This is a genomic window from Streptomyces cyslabdanicus (assembly GCF_052663305.1).
Window position 1 is genome coordinate 14,422 of sequence record NZ_JBQRUW010000055.1, and the last position, 14,794, is coordinate 29,215.

General features: G+C 70.7%; 14 protein-coding genes. 7 read left to right on the top strand and 7 right to left on the bottom strand.

What is annotated here, in order from left to right:
* Positions 1 to 84 precede the first annotated feature (84 nt).
* Entirely contained in the window at positions 85 to 1,683 is a 1,599-nt protein-coding gene (locus tag ACTYVM_RS30000; protein WP_445528973.1) for an MFS transporter, read from the bottom strand.
* A gap of 191 nt (positions 1,684 to 1,874) precedes the next feature.
* On the opposite strand from ACTYVM_RS30000, the gene panB reads away from it, so the two are divergent.
* The 3 genes from panB (at position 1,875) to ACTYVM_RS30015 (ending at position 3,414) form a co-directional block, all read left to right on the top strand.
* Entirely contained in the window at positions 1,875 to 2,741 is an 867-nt protein-coding gene (gene panB, locus ACTYVM_RS30005; protein WP_445528974.1) for a 3-methyl-2-oxobutanoate hydroxymethyltransferase, read from the top strand.
* A 102-nt stretch (positions 2,742 to 2,843) separates the two neighbouring features.
* The gene (locus ACTYVM_RS30010) at positions 2,844 to 3,050 is read left to right on the top strand and encodes a Tn3 family transposase (protein WP_445528975.1); all 207 of its coding nucleotides are present in this window, start codon (positions 2,844 to 2,846) and stop codon (positions 3,048 to 3,050) included.
* A 7-nt stretch (positions 3,051 to 3,057) separates the two neighbouring features.
* On the top strand, positions 3,058 to 3,414 hold the full coding sequence (locus ACTYVM_RS30015; RefSeq protein WP_445528976.1) for a Tn3 family transposase: 357 nt from the start codon (positions 3,058 to 3,060) through the stop codon (positions 3,412 to 3,414).
* Positions 3,415 to 3,473: 59 nt separating this feature from the next.
* Here ACTYVM_RS30015 and ACTYVM_RS30020 read toward each other — a convergent pair whose 3' ends face one another.
* From ACTYVM_RS30020 to ACTYVM_RS30035, 4 genes are read right to left on the bottom strand one after another with little or no spacing between them, the layout of a single operon-like run.
* A complete protein-coding gene (locus ACTYVM_RS30020; protein WP_445528977.1) occupies positions 3,474 to 3,653 on the bottom strand; it encodes a DUF6191 domain-containing protein in 180 nt (59 codons plus the stop codon).
* 13 nt (positions 3,654 to 3,666) lie between these two features.
* The gene (locus tag ACTYVM_RS30025; protein ID WP_445528978.1) at positions 3,667 to 4,749 is read right to left on the bottom strand and encodes an ABC-2 membrane transporter-related protein; all 1,083 of its coding nucleotides are present in this window, start codon (positions 4,747 to 4,749) and stop codon (positions 3,667 to 3,669) included.
* A complete protein-coding gene (locus ACTYVM_RS30030) occupies positions 4,746 to 5,660 on the bottom strand; it encodes an ABC transporter ATP-binding protein (RefSeq protein ID WP_445528979.1) in 915 nt (304 codons plus the stop codon). Before ACTYVM_RS30030 ends, ACTYVM_RS30025 begins: the two co-directional genes overlap by 4 nt.
* A complete protein-coding gene (locus tag ACTYVM_RS30035) occupies positions 5,657 to 6,118 on the bottom strand; it encodes a GntR family transcriptional regulator (protein WP_445528980.1) in 462 nt (153 codons plus the stop codon). The genes ACTYVM_RS30030 and ACTYVM_RS30035 overlap by 4 nt, the downstream gene beginning before the upstream one ends.
* Positions 6,119 to 6,302: 184 nt before the next feature.
* On the opposite strand from ACTYVM_RS30035, the gene ACTYVM_RS30040 reads away from it, so the two are divergent.
* Positions 6,303 to 6,638: a recombinase family protein gene (locus ACTYVM_RS30040; protein WP_445528981.1), complete on the top strand. Its 336-nt coding sequence runs from the start codon at positions 6,303 to 6,305 to the stop codon at positions 6,636 to 6,638.
* A gap of 10 nt (positions 6,639 to 6,648) precedes the next feature.
* A complete protein-coding gene (locus ACTYVM_RS30045; RefSeq protein WP_445528982.1) occupies positions 6,649 to 6,861 on the top strand; it encodes a hypothetical protein in 213 nt (70 codons plus the stop codon).
* 220 nt (positions 6,862 to 7,081) lie between these two features.
* On the opposite strand, the gene ACTYVM_RS30050 is transcribed toward ACTYVM_RS30045, so the two are convergent.
* Complete coding sequence (locus tag ACTYVM_RS30050; protein WP_445528983.1) at positions 7,082 to 8,095, bottom strand: LysR family transcriptional regulator; 1,014 nt, start codon at positions 8,093 to 8,095, stop codon at positions 7,082 to 7,084.
* Positions 8,096 to 8,848: 753 nt separating this feature from the next.
* Between ACTYVM_RS30050 and ACTYVM_RS30055 the strand changes: the two genes are divergently transcribed.
* Positions 8,849 to 9,874: an ATP-binding cassette domain-containing protein gene (locus tag ACTYVM_RS30055; protein WP_445528984.1), complete on the top strand. Its 1,026-nt coding sequence runs from the start codon at positions 8,849 to 8,851 to the stop codon at positions 9,872 to 9,874.
* Entirely contained in the window at positions 9,871 to 10,752 is an 882-nt protein-coding gene (locus ACTYVM_RS30060; protein ID WP_445528985.1) for an ABC transporter permease, read from the top strand. The genes ACTYVM_RS30055 and ACTYVM_RS30060 overlap by 4 nt, the downstream gene beginning before the upstream one ends.
* A 20-nt stretch (positions 10,753 to 10,772) precedes the next feature.
* On the opposite strand, the gene ACTYVM_RS30065 is transcribed toward ACTYVM_RS30060, so the two are convergent.
* Positions 10,773 to 14,654, bottom strand: a complete 3,882-nt coding sequence (locus ACTYVM_RS30065; RefSeq protein ID WP_445528986.1) for an AfsR/SARP family transcriptional regulator — start codon at positions 14,652 to 14,654, stop codon at positions 10,773 to 10,775.
* Between the last annotated feature and the right edge of the window lie 140 nt (positions 14,655 to 14,794).

Consider the following 14,794-nt stretch of genomic DNA (forward strand, 5'->3'; position numbering starts at 1 on the left):
TCGGGCGGCCGCCGGTGAGTCCACCCCACCGACGGCCACCTCGGCCGGCAGTCCCCCGTCGCCGCGTGGCCCGTCGTGGCCCCGCTACTCCACCGCTGCCACCAGTTCCTCTTCCTCCTCGCCCTTCTGCGGTACAGGCTGCCTGCCCGGCAGGAACACGGCCACCACCGCCGCGCCGACGAGCGCGACCACGGTGCCGCACAGCGCGGTGACGTGCATGGCGTGCAGGAAGGCGTCGTTGGCCGGGCCGATCAGGTCCTTGCCCTGCGGGCCGAGCTTGGCCGCGATGCCGAGGGTGGCCTCGATGGACTCGCCGGCCTTGTCGCGCAGTCCGGCCGGGAGCAGGCCGAGCTTGCCCTCGATGTCGTTGCGGTACGCCGTCGAGAGCACCGAGCCGAGGACGGCGATGCCGAGGGCGCCGCCGACCTGGCGGAAGGTGTTGCTGAGCGCGGAGGCCGAGCCGGCCTTCTCGCGGGGCAGGGCCTGCATGATGACGACGCTGGTCGGCGTCATGATGTGCGCCATGCCGGTGCCCATGAGGAAGAAGACGACCTCCAGCAGCCAGATCGGCGTGTCGGCCTCGAAGCCGGCGAAGGCGGCCAGCATGCCGGCGAGCAGGAGCAGACCGGCCGTGGTGGTGGCCTTGTTGCCGAAGCGGTCGACGACCAGCCGGGCCCGTGGCGCGAAGATCAGCTGCGCGACGGCGAGCGGCAGCATCAGCACACCGGATTCCAGCGGCGAGTAGCCGCGCACGCTCTGGGTGTAGAAGACGCCGAAGAACGTCACGCCCATCAGCGCGAAGAAGACCAGCGCGATGGCGGTCATGGCGGCCGAGAAGACCTTGTTCTTGAAGTAGGTGACGTCCAGGGACGGGTGGTCGCTGCGCTTCTCGAACACCACGAAGGCCGCGAGGACGACCAGGCCCGCCACGATCGACGCCAGCACGGCCGGGTCCGTGAAGTCCGCGAGTTCGCCGCCCTTGATGATGCCGTAGACGAGCAGGACCAGGCCGACGACGGACAGCACGACGCCGACCGGGTCGAGGCGGCCGGGCCGCGGGTCGCGGGAGTCGGGCACCAGCCACAGCATCAGCGCGACCGCGATGACGACGATGGGCACGTTGATCAGGAAGACCGAGCCCCACCAGAAGTGGTCCAGGAGCAGACCGCCGGTGATCGGGCCGATGGCGATGGCCAGACCGACGCCGCCGGCCCAGATGCCGATGGCCTTCGGCTGCTCCTCGCGCTCGAAGACGTTCATCAGGACGGCCAGGGTGGCCGGCATGACGAAGGCGGCGCCGAGGGCCATCAGGGCGCGGAAGGCGATGAGTTGGCCGGGCGAGCCGGACTCGGCGGCCAGCGCGGAACCGGCGCCGAACACGATCAGGCCGCCGATCAGGACCTTCTTGCGCCCGATGCGGTCGCCGACGAGGCCCGCGGTGAACAGCAGGCCCGCGAAGACGAGGGTGTAGGCGTTGATCGCCCACTCCAACTCGCTCTGCGTGGCGCCGAGGCCGGTCGGCGCGGGGGTCGAGATGGTCTTGATCGCGACATTCAGGATCGAGTTGTCGAGCACCACGATCAGCAGGCTCAGCATCAACGCGCCGAGAATCGCCCAGCGTCGGCGGTGCACCGCCTCCGGAACCCGGGAGCCGGGGGCGGCACGGTCGGCAGGATTAGTCATGGCGTCGAGCCTAGGCCCCTTCCGATACGAGACCGTCTCGTATCGGAAATCCTTTACCCAGATCTTACGACTTTCGTGCGAGATCTTGCGCACACGGGGCTCCTCTGGCCGCCTCCGGCACGAGGTGCCACCATGGGAGGGATCCGGGGACGCCGTCAGGGTGCCCCGAGATGACTGAAGGAGCCGTTGTCATGACGCAGCTTTCGGCTGCCCGCAACAAACCCTCCGACGGCAGCAAGGCGCTGTACGGGGGAAAGGGCACTCGCCGCATCACTGTTCGCGACATCTCCCTCGCCAAGGAACGCGGCGAGAAATGGCCCATGCTCACCGCCTACGACGCGATGACCGCGTCCGTCTTCGACGAGGCCGGCATCCCGGTGATGCTCGTCGGTGACTCCGCGGGCAACTGCCACCTCGGCTACGAGACGACCGTGCCCGTCACCCTCGACGAGATGACCATGCTGTCGGCCGCGGTCGTCCGCGGCACCCAGCGCGCCCTGATCGTCGGCGACCTCCCCTTCGGCTCCTACCAGGAGGGCCCGGTGCAGGCGCTGCGCTCGGCGACCCGGCTGGTGAAGGAGGCGGGCGTCGGCGCGGTGAAGCTGGAGGGCGGCGAGCGGTCGCACGAGCAGATCCGGCTCCTGGTGGAGTCCGGCATCCCGGTCATGGCCCACATCGGCCTGACCCCGCAGTCCGTCAACGCCATGGGCTACCGCGTGCAGGGCCGCGGCGAGGAGGCGGCGCAGCAACTGCTGCGCGACGCCAAGGCCGTGCAGGACGCGGGCGCGTTCGCGGTGGTCCTGGAGCTGGTGCCGGCCGAACTGGCCGCGGAGGTGACGCGGGTGCTGCACATCCCCACCGTCGGCATCGGCGCCGGTTCCGAGACGGACGCGCAGGTGCTGGTGTGGACCGACATGCTCGGGCTGACCGGCGGACGCGTGCCGAAGTTCGTCAAGAAGTACGCCGACCTGCGCGAGGTCATGGGCGACGCGGCGAAGGCCTTCGCCGAGGACGTGGTGAGCGGGACGTTCCCGCTGGAGGAGCACTCGGTGCACTGACCTCCCATCGAGCCATCGCGGTAGAAACAGTTGGCCCCGCCGATCTTCCCCCGTCGGCGGGGCCAACTCCTTTGCGCCTGAACCGGCGCCGCTCTCGCGGAGGTGGTTGCTCACCGTCGTGGTTCCTCGATCGATGAAAAAATCGGGTTTGGCGTCACGAGATTGCTGAACTTTGACCTGCTGCCAAGGATCAAGCGGATCAACAAGGCCAAGCTGTACCGGCCGGTGGCCGGCGAATCGGACGCCTACCCGCAGCTGACCCCGGCGCTGACCCGCCCGATCCGCTGGGAGCTCATCGCCCAGCAGTAACGACCAAATGATCAAGTACGCCACCGCGATCCGGACCCGGACCGCGTTCGGCAAGGGCGGAGAGATCGCCTCGAACCGGCGTGACGAGCAGGAGACGTTCGTCCGGTGCCTGCGGATCCTCCAGTCCGCCCTGGTGTACGTGAACACCCTGATGCTCCAGGACATCCTCGGAGAACCGGAGTGGGCCGACCTCCTCACGCCAGCCGACCGGCGCGGCCTGACCCCTCTGTTCTGGTCCCACGTGCGCCCGTACGGCGAGGTCAACCTCGACATGGGCGCCCGCCTGAACCTCACCGCGGTCACTGTGCCTAGCCCTCGGGCACCAGCCGACGCCGACGACCAGCAGCCGGCTGAGCATTCGTGAGCTCACCTCCGCGCTCTTTGATCCCAGTCGGCGGCCGCCGGCGTGCCAGGTCCTCGAAGTCACTCCGCGGGGTCGGCCGCTTCTGGGCCGATCCTGATGTGGACTATGCCGCTGTCGAGGTCGATCGGCCCGCGGTAGGGATCGCCCTCGCCCTCGTCGTCGCGCATCCACTCCAGGCGGTGTCGCTCCTCGCGCTGGTGGCGGGCGCTCGGAAGAAAGACCTCTTCGAGGATGCTCACCGAAACGCTCCGCTCAGCCCGCGCTTAGGCTGGCGCGGCGCACGAGCAGCCAGACGGCGGCGAGGGCAAGGACGCCGAGGCCGAGGTAGCCAGAGGCGAGGATGAGGTGGAATTCAGGGATCCTGCTGCCGGGCTGGTACTCCACGTACTGCTGGAAGTGGTTGCGAACGAGGCAGGAGAGAGAGGCTTTGCCTGAGAGTGAGAGGAAGTTCGGGCACGCGTGCTGCACCTGTGCATAGCTGAGGGCGTGTCCGGAGGCGTCGAACAGGTTCACCACATGGCCGGGGCCGACCTGGATGCCCGCCTTGATCACCAGAGCGTTGGTACTCGCTGTGTGGTCGTGGTTCGCCGCGTCGCTGAACTCGGAGAACCGGGACACCGGCGTCATCAGGGTGGGGTAGCGCCACTGGACGGTCAGTAGGAGGCCGATGAAGCCGGTGATCACAGCCATCACGGCGGGGAGGACGCGCCGGATGGCGGCGCCGAGAGCCACGCCGATGGCGAACCAGGAGACGCCGTTCGCGAGCGGGAGCATGCCGGAGTCAAGGAACAGCGTCCCGTCGAACATGCTGCCGCCGACGACGTCGTGGAGCACGTGTGCCAGATGGTCAGCGACCGCGGAGAGTGCTGCGGTCAGCGCCGCGACGAACAGGCCGATCAGGACGATTTTCGTCCACAGCCAGCGCACCGGGGAGACGTCCTGGCTCCAGGCGAGCAGCAGAGTGCGCTGCTCGTACTCTCTGGCCAGCAGCGGAACGCCCAGGAACATGCCGATCAGTACCGGCAGGTACTGCACGGCCAGCAGCAGCTTGTTGGCGATGTCGACCGGACCGAAGGGGGCGTTGAGCGTCTCCAACTGGGGCGAGCCGGGCGGGCAGAGGGTGTCGTGGCACTGGTGGTAGATGCTCGTCATGTCGGAGGCGAGGTAGGCCATCCAGCCGGTCAGCACGGCCGCTAGGACGAGGGAGCTGAAGAGGGCCAAGCGGTGCTGGCGCCAGGTCAGCCACGCCAGGCCGGCGAAGCCTGCGCCCCGCCGGGCGGGTTCCAAGACGTCGGGGCTCTTCTCGGCCCGCGGGGCGTGGGTGAGTGACGTCATGCGGCCGCCTCCGAGCCGTGGGGCGCCTCTCCCGACGCCTTGAGATGGATGAGGACCAGGTCGTCCAGAGAGACTGGCTGGGCGCTCCAACCGGGAGCGACGATTTGGGGCGCGGCAGCCGGGTCCGGCTGCCGGACGACGAACGTCGACTGGCGGTCGGTGTGCTGCGCCTGGATGACCGTGCCGGGGCTCGGCGGCTGGGCTGCGCGGGGCCCACTGAGCCGGGTGTGCTCGGCCAGGAGCTGTTCGACGTCGCCGGTCAGAACGGGGCGACCTGCGGCGAGCAGCAGCAGGTGGTCGCTCACACCGGCCAGTTCCGCCACGATGTGGGTCGACAGCATCACGGTCATGCCGCTGTCGGCTGCCTCCGCCATCAGCTCGCCGGTCACCTCGGTGCGGGCCACCGGGTCGAGATTGGACAGTGGCTCGTCCAGCAACATCAAGGTGGGGCGCGATCCCAGGGCAACCGCGAGGGCGACCTGAGTGCGCTGGCCCCCGGAGAGCCTGCCGCAGCGGCGGTTCAACGGCACTTCGAAGCGGGCCAGCCAGGACAGCGCCCGCTGCTGGTCCCATACGCGGTTGGTGTGCTGTCCGAACCGGAGCATGTCCGCCACACTGAAGTCGCGGTACAGGGGCTTGTCCTGACCAAGAATCGTGACCCGGTTCCCACTCTCGGTACTACCCCTGCGGCCGCGGGCGACCGGCTTGCCGTCGACCAGCAGCGAGCCGCTGGTTGCGGGCATCATGCCGCTGACGATGCTCATCAGCGTCGACTTGCCCGCGCCATTCGCCCCGACCAACGCGATGATCCGGTTGGCGGGCAACCGGAAGCTGCACTCACGCAGCGCCCACACATCGCCGTAGCGCTTGCTCACGTCGCGTGCCTCCAGAGCAGTGTGCTGCTCGCTCACGCCGCACCTCCCTCTGCCCGCACCCGGTGCTCTCGCGCCGGCTTCTGCGTCGACGCGCCTGTGCCGGCCCGCATTTGGTTCAGGGTGTCCTCCGCGACCACCGAGGCGATCAAGGCCTGCACGTCCTCGTTCTCCAGACCCGCCTCCTGTGCCTGCCCGAGCCAGCGGGCCAGCCCCACGCGCAGCCGCGCCATGACATGGGGATCCGTCTCCCCCAGGGACCCGCTGACGAAGGTGCCCGCCCCCTGCCGCGCCTCCACCAGACCGGACAACTCCAGCTCCCGGTACGCCTTCAACACCGTGCTGGGATTGACCGTGCAGGAAGTCACGACACTGCGGACCGTCGGCAGCTGATCCCCTGGATGCAGACGCCCCATCCGTAGCGCCTCGCGCACCTGCCGCACCAGCTGTGCGTACGCAGGGACGCTGCTGGACCGGTCGACATGGAAGTCGATCACGTCTCCCACTTCTCCCCTACCTCGATTGTTTCGGTTGAGTAGAACACCAGCTAACCAGTATGGACAAGGGGGCGAGTGGAAAACGACCAATTGATGAGCAAGATCGGCAAGTGGTGGCGCGCGGCCGGATCGACCCCGGATCATGCCCATAAAACGGTGTCAGAACGTCTATGCACTCGCGGACTTGAGCAGCACCCTTTTCTGTACGATCTGGCAGGTGCAGCAGCCTCCGGCCGGCAAGAACGCCGAACGCGAGGAACTGTGGAAGGCCCTCGACTACCTCCGCGAGGGCGACACCCTCGTCGTTCCGTCGCTGGACCGGCTCGGACGCTCCATCCAGGACCTCATCGCCATCGTGTCCGGCCTGGGCAAGCGCGGTATCGGCTTCACCTCACTGCACGAGGCGCTCGACACCACCACGCCTGGCGGGCGCCTGCCCGAGCTGAAGGGCAGTCGCCTCGCACTCGCCGAGGCGACCAATACGCCGGAGCTGCCCCAACCTGCCAGGTCCGAGGACTGATCACCGCCGTTTGCGGCTGGTGACGATCCTGCTGGCTTATTCCGTGCCCGGCGGGGCTGGCGGCTCCAGCGGCGGCCCGTGGATGCGCGTGTTCAACCAGTCCTCGGGGCTGGGCCAGACCAACGGGGTCACGAGCACCATCGACTCCGCCGGCGTGAACCGGAGTTCCTACTTCGGCGACAGCGTCAAGCAGATGTTCGACGACCAGGGCTCCGTCACCTGACATCCAGCGGATTGGTGTTCACCCCGCCGCACAGCCAAGTAGCGTGGCGGGGTGAGCGCCGTTCCCGTACGGCTTCGCACTCGCCAAAGAGGTCGCCCATGAAGCGCTCCGGCATCCGCGCCCTCGTCGTCACCGCAGGCGTCGCTGCGGCTGTGGCCACCGGCGTCGCACTCCGTCAGGACACGTCCGAGTCCCCCGCCTTTCCGCCTGAGTGCCTGTTTCACATTCTCGACGGCCGCGGGTCTGTCTGAAGTCTGTTTCGGTCTGTTGTGATGGCGATGTCAACGTCGGGGAGCCAGGAGTCTGAGGGGCGTTCGAGCCACCCCTCAGCTGTGCCGAGGGCTTGAGCGGCGTCGATCAGAGCGCTCACTCCCGGGTGGCGCAGACCACGGCGCCAGACTATGGAGACGGGGGCGAGGGGTACTGGGTCGATCAACGGGCGCAGAGCCATCTCAGGAACGTCGGAAAAGTTGATGTTGGCCAGAACCGACCAGCTGTGCTTGTCCATGACTCGTCTGAATTCAACCTCGCCCTCGATCTTCGGGAAGGGCGGTGCCAGCTTGATGCCGCGGCCCGCGAACAGGGTGCGTGCGTAGTCCGTCCACTCGGTGGTGTCTTCATTGCCTGCGGCGGCGTAAACGGTTTCGCCTGCCAGCGCTGCCAACGGCACCCGTGGCAAGGCAGTCAGCCGATGGCCAGGAGGCAGGTGGACGGCCAACTGGTCGTATCGGATCAGTTGGTGTTCAAGACCGTCGCGGACAGCTGGCGGCAGCCCGGCAACGCGGCCGAATGAGACATCCAGCCGACCGTCCGCGATCTCGGCCGCTGACCGCGCCAGGCCGCTGTGGAACCGGGGGACGAATTCCAGGTCGGGAGCTGCTTCACGGGCCGCTGCCAGTACTGGAGGACCAGTGGAACCGTGGAGGGCGACATCCACGATCAAGGGGCGGGCGTTTCTGGAAACCTGTGTGTGGTCCAGTTCCTCGCTCAGCTGCGCATGGGCGGACAGGACGCGGCGCACGATGGGCAGCAGGCGCTTCCCCTCGGGGGTGAGGGCGACGTGCCGGGTGTCCCGGTTGAACAAGGCCCTGCCCCACGCCTGCTCCAAGCGCCGGATGTCCCGGCTGAGCGCCTGCTGCGCGATGAACAGGCGGGCCGCGGCCCGGGTGAAGTGCAGTTCCTCCGCGACGGCCACGAACGCGCGCAACAGCCTGGGATTGATGTCATGGCGCACGCCTCCATTCTCACCAACTCGACTTGATTCACAACGGAATTGCCTGAACGCAGGAGAAACAGGTGTTGGACGCCTCAGCACACTGCTGACGAGGCTGGCTCCATGACAGATTGCTATGCGTCCAGGCCGGACCGCCGCCCTCCGCACGGTCTTGCGCTCGCCGTCCTGGGGGAGACCTTCGTCGTTGCTGCATTACCGGAGTTCACGGAGTCTCCGGCAGACGCCCGGCGTCGCCGACGGCCGAGCCGGTTGTGGCGGGCGCTCAGACGCCTGGCATGGTCTCGGTCGAGCAAGACCATCGAATGATGGAGACGGAGGCGGGTGTGGTGAGGCGTCAGGCGGCGGCCGCAACCGGGAGCCTCCGGCCCCGTCGTCGTGTCGGGTGACGGGTCAGGCGGCGGGTCATCAACGTGATGGACGCCCAGGTGATGAGCGTTTCGCTAACGGGCACTGAGCCCGGGGGCGACACATCGACCTCCGAGGTTCAGCACGACCAGCGCGACGTAGAGGAGTACTGGACCGACCGCCGCATGGAGGAGGCCAAACCGGCTCCCATGCCGCACGAGGAGTAACGACTTCTATGTCAGCCACCTTGCCCGCCTCGACCTCTCCCTCGCCGCGTGACCGAATAAGCCAGCAGGATCGGTGACACGGTTCTTACCGGCACCCCTCGTCGGGGACATGTCGGCGCCCGGTGCCGTCTGTCGGTGGGCTGTCGGTGGTTTGTCGGTGGGGACTGGCACCGTTCAGGGCATGACGCGAATCGACGACAACCCCGGCGGCGTACCGAACGCCGTGACCGTGCGGGGGCTGGTCAAGCACTACGGCGAGACCAAGGCACTGGACGGCGTGGACCTGGACGTGCGCGAGGGCACCGTGATGGGCGTGCTCGGGCCGAACGGCGCCGGCAAGACCACCCTCGTACGCATCCTGTCCACCCTGCTCGTCCCGGACGCGGGGCAGGCCACCGTGGCCGGCTACGACGTCGTACGGCAGCCCCGTCAGCTGCGCCGGGTCATCGGCCTGACCGGGCAGTACGCCTCCGTCGACGAGAAGCTCCCCGGCTGGGAGAACCTGTACCTGATCGGCCGGCTGCTCGACCTGCCCCGCAAGGAGGCCCGCGCCCGCGCCGACGAACTGCTTGAGCGGTTCTCGCTCACCGAGGCCGCGCGGCGGCCGGCGCGCACGTACTCGGGCGGCATGCGGCGGCGGCTCGACCTCGCCGCCTCGATGATCGGCCGGCCCGCCGTCCTCTTCCTGGACGAGCCCACCACGGGCCTCGACCCCCGTACCCGCAACGAGGTGTGGGACGAGGTCAAGACGATGGTCGGCGACGGGGTCACCGTGCTGCTGACCACCCAGTACATGGAGGAGGCCGAGCAGCTCGCCTCCGAACTGACCGTCGTCGACCGCGGCAAGGTCATCGCGAACGGCCGCATCGAGGAGCTGAAGGCGAAGGTCGGCGGGCGCACCCTGCGTGTGAAGCCGGCCGACGCGCTCGAACTGGGCCCGCTGGCCGCCATGCTCGACGAGCTGGGCATCACCGGGATGGCCACGACGAGCATCGACGCCGAGGCCGGCTGCCTGCTCGTACCGGTCCTCAGCGACGAGCAGCTCACCGCCGTGATCGGCGCGGTGACCGCGCGCGGCATCACGATCACCTCCATCACCACCGAACTGCCCAGCCTGGACGAGGTGTTCCTGTCCCTCACCGGCCACCGCGCCAGTGCCCCGCAGGACACCGTTCCCGCCGACACCCGCGAAGAGGTCGCCGCATGAGCGCCCACCCGTCGCCCACCACCACCCTGAACGAGGCGCTCCGCGCCGCCCCCTTGGATGCCACGACCCCGCTGGGCTCCCCCGGCTCCCAGGCCGACGCCCGGATCCCGCTGCGTGCCCATCTGCGGCACACCGGCGCGCTGATCCGCCGCAACCTGCTGTGGATCCGGCAGGACCCGGAGTCGATGTTCGACGCCCTGCTGATGCCCATCGTCTTCACCCTGCTGTTCGTGTACGTCTTCGGCGGCTCGATCGGGCAGGCCCTCGGCGGCGGGCAGGACGGGTACGTGCAGTACGTCATCCCCGGCATGATCGCGATGATGAGCATGACGCTGTCCCAGGGCGTCGGCACCGGGTTCAGCCAGGACTTCAACTCCGGTGTCATGGACCGGTTCCGGTCGTTGCCGATCGGGCGCGGCTCGGTGCTGTTCGCGAAGATCTCGGTGGAACTGGCGCGGATGCTGTTCGCGACCGCCGTGCTGATGCTCGTCGCCGTCCTGGTCGGGTTCCGCATCCACCACTGGGGCGGCCTGTTCGCGGCCGTCGCCCTGTCCGCCGCGTTCGCCTCGTCCATCATGTGGGTGTTCCTCACCCTGGGCGTGGTCCTGAAGAACGCGCAGTCCGTGCAGGCGATGGGCTTCCTGGTGCTGTTCCCCCTCCAGTTCGGTTCGTCGATCTTCGCGCCGACGCAGTCGATGCCAGGCTGGCTCCAGACCTTCACCGCCTACAACCCGCTGTCCACGCTCGCCGACGCCGCGCGCGGGCTGATGGTGGGCGGCCCGGTCGCCCACGACCTGTGGATCACCCTGGGCTGGTCGCTGGCGATCACCGCGGTGATGGCTCCGGTCGCGATCCACAAGTTCCGCACCAAGAGCTGACCGCGCGGCGCCACGCCGGCTCAGAGCAGGGCGGCGGCCTCCTCCCGGGACAGGCCGCCGCCCTCCGCGTACGCGGCCTGGTACGCCTCCTCGCCGAGGGTGGCCCGCGTGCGCGCGACGGCCTCGTCGCGGGCGTAACGTTCCATGGACGAGGGCACGTGGCGGGGCGACAGCAGGGCGTCGGCGGCGCCGATGCAGCGGGCGGCGTCCCGGGCCCGGCGTCCGCCGTCCACGCCGGCCAGGGCCCTGGCGCCGATGGTCAGGTACGCCGAGCGCATATGGGGCGCGATGGCCTCGGACAGCGGGTCCTGGGCGCGCGTGAGGGCCCGGCGGGACTTGTCCAGGGCGTCCTCGTAGAGGCCGTCGACGGCATCCAGCCACGCCTCGGCACCGAGGATGAAGGCGTCGAAGACGACGAAGTGGGAGATGCCGAACTCCTCCCGAAGCAACTGCAGTTGCTCGCGCGCCTCGGAGACGCGGCCGGTCATGCCCAGCCGGCCGGCGAGGAAGAGCCGGGCGGCGGGCATGGCGTCGTTGTGGCCGTTGCGGCTCTGCTCGATGACCTCGCGCAGCATCCGTTCGCCGCGTTCGCCTTCGCCCGCCTCCATCAGCACGCTGCCCAGGCGGGCGTTGAGGACAGCGACCTGGGCGGGGGCGCCGAGGCGATCGGCGTGCTCGATGGCCGCCCGGTAGTCGGCGGCGGCCGACAGGTAGGCGCCGGTGCGTTCGCGGGTCTCCGCGCGCGCGGAGAGCGCCTCGGCGGTGCCCCAGGCGTCCCCGAGGCGCTGGAAGATCTCCAGCGACTCGTCGGCGTCCCGGCCCGCGTCCCCGGCCCACTCGATGCGGTTGGCCAGCAGGTTGGCGCGCCACTGGAGGGCGTGGGCCAGCTCCCACTCGAATCCCGGGGTCTCGCGGCAGGTGCGTACGGCGGCGTCGGTGACCTCGTGCAGACGCTCCACGTCGCCGCTCAGCATCACCGCGAAGACCCACAGCACGCCGGGGCTGCGGCACGTCTGCGGCTGACCGGGCTGGTAGACCTCGGCGATGAGCCGCAGCTTCTGTTTTGCCTCGGGCGACTCCCAGGCTTCCAACTCGGTGTCCATGCAGGCGAGATGGACGAGATGCAGGCCCCGGCGGGCCTCGGCGAGGACCTCGCCCGTCATCGGGGGCGGGGCGTCCGTGCACCGTTGCCAGACGGATGCGGCGCGCCGGACCGGCTCGGTGAAGGGGTCGGGGCCGAGCTCCATGACCTCGCTGCACCAGTTGCGGGCCTCGATGCGCACGTCGCGCATCTGCCAGTAACAGGTGAGCGAGAGGATCATGCACAGGCCCTCCTGCTCGTCGCGTGCGGCGACGGCGTGGCGCAGGGCGGTGCGCAGGTTCTCGTACTCGAGCTCGAACCGTGCGATGGCGGCGCGCTGGCCGGGGCCGCGCAGCAACGGGTCGGTGGTGCGGGCCAGTTCGCGGTAGTACGTCAGGTGGGCACGCTCGGTCTCCGGGCGGCCACCGGCCTCGTCGAGCCGTTCCCCGGCGTACTCGGCGACGGTCTCCAGGAGCCGGTAGCGCATCTCGCCGTCGGCGGCGGGGGCCGCCACCACGAGGGACTTGTCGACGAGGGAGGCGAGCGCGTCGAAGGCGGCGGGTCCGCACACGGCCTCGGCGGCGGCGAGGTCGCAGCCGCCGGCGAAGACGGACAGCCGGCTCAGGACGTCCCGCTCCTCGGCGTCGAGCAGGTCCCAGGACCAGTCGACGACGGCCCGCAGGGTCTGCTGGCGGGGCAGCACGGTACGGCTGCCGGAGGTGAGCAGGCGGAAGCGGTCGTCGAGCCGGTCGGCGATCTGCCGTGGGGCCAGCATCCGCAGCCGGGCGGCGGCGAGTTCGATGGCCAGTGGCAGCCCGTCCAGGCGCCGGCAGATCTCGGCGCAGGCGTCGGCGGTGTCCTGGTCGGCGTCGGTGCGGAAACCGGGCCGTACGGCGGCCCCGCGGTCGGCGAACAGCCGCAGCGCCACCGGCTCGGGCAGCGGCTCGACCGGCCGCAGCACCTCGCCGGGTATGCCGAGGGGTTCCCGGCTGGTGGCGAGGACGGTGAGGTGCGGGCAGCGGGCGAGCAGTTCCTCGACGAGCCGGGCCGCCGCGTCGACGACGTGCTCGCAGTTGTCGAGCAGGAGCAGCATGCGGCGCCGGGCGCAGTGCTCGACCAGCCGCTCGACGGGGTCGTCGTGCCGGTCGGCGACCGCGGCCCGCATCTCCTCGGCACCGGCGCCGTACAGCACGGTCTCGCGGGCGCCGACGGCCGTGAGCACGGCCTCGGGCACGGCCTCGGCGTCGTCGACGGGGGCGAGTTCGGCCAGCCACACGCCGTCCCGCGGCACCGGCCGCACGGCCTCGGCCGCCTCCTGCGACAGCCGGGTCTTCCCGGCCCCGCCCGGCCCGAGCAGCGTCACCAGACGCGCGGCCCCGAGGTCGGCTCCGATCGTCTCGATATCGGCCTCACGGCCCACGAAGGAGGTGATCCGGGCACGGAGGTTGCTCGGGGGGCGGGGAGCGAGCGTACCGGGGCCCGCCTGCTCGCCCGCCGCGCCGTCCGGGACGCCGGCGGCGGGCCCGGCGAGGGGTACCACCGCGGGCGCACCGCGGGAGAGCGCCGCCGAGGGGACAGCGGCCTCACCGGCGGCACACGGCCCGGCCACCACACCGGAACCGGACGCGACACCGGAACCGGCCTCGGCGGCCGGTGCCCCGCCACCCGTGGCCGGGCCGGACGCCACACCGGAACCGGGCTCAGCGAGCCAGCCCCCACCGCCCGCGCCTGCGCCGGGCGCCACACCGGAACCGGACACCGCGCCGGAACCCGGCTCAGCGGGCCACGCCGTGCCCGGGCCGGGCGCCGCATCGGAACCGGACTCAGCGGGCCGGCCCCCACCGCCCGCGCCTGCGCCGGATGCCGCACCGGAACCGGGCACCGCGCCGGGACCATCCTCAGCAGGCCAGCCCACGCCCGGACCGGACACCGCGCCGGAACCCGGCTCAGCAGCCCAGCCCCCGCCGCCCGTGCGCGGGCCGGGCGCCGCATCGGAACCAGGCGCCGTGCCGAAGTCAGGCGCCGGGGTCCGGACCCCGGTGCCCGCGGCCGGGCGAGGTGCCTGCTGTGGTCCGGAGGCTGGGTGTCGCTCCCGCGGCCGCAGCAGTTCCCCGTGCAGCGCGCGCAGTTCCGGGCCGGGGTCGGAGCCGAGGCGGTCGGCCAGCAGGCGGCGTACGTCCTCGTAGGCGGCCAGGGCCTCCGCGGTGCGGCCCGCGTCGCGCAGGGCGCGCAGGCGGAGGGTCTGGAGGGGTTCGTCCAGGGGGTGGGTGTCGCACAGGGCGGTCAGCTCGGGCAGGCTCCGCTCGGCGTGCCCGAGGGCGAGGGCGGCGGTGAGGCGGGCGCGGCGCACGTCCAGGTGGCGGGTGTCCCAGCGGGCCGCCTCGGCGGTGCGGTCGGGCAGGTCGGCGAGGGCGGGGCCGCGCCACAGCGCGAGGGCGTCGTCGAGGACGACGGCCGCCTTCGCGGGGTCGCCGTCGCCCAGCGCCCGCACGCCCTCCCCGGCCAGCCGTTCGAAGCGGTGCAGGTCGACGTCGTCGGCCGTGGCGGCCAGCCGGTAGCCGCCCTCCGCGGAGGCCACCGCGTCCGCGCCGAGCGTCCGGCGCAGCCGCCCGACCAGGGCCTGGAGCGCGCCCGTGGCGTCGGCGGGCGGCTCGCCGTCCCACACCTCGTCGACGAGGGCGCGCACCGGGACCGTACGGCCGGGGCGCAGGGCGAGCACGGTCAGCAGGGCGCGCAGCCGCGCCCCGCCGAGTGGAACGGCGGTGCCGTCGGGACGGAGTGCCTGGGTGGTGCCGAGGATGCGATAGCGCACGAGGTCCATTGTCTCCGGTGGTCTCACGGACAGTCACGGGATTTCGGCGGCGCGGCGCACGGGCGGCCGGGAACCCGTGGCCCCGGGCGGGACGTTCCGCCCGTGTGCCCGGTACGGTCGGGCTCGCCGCACGAACCGTACGAGCACAG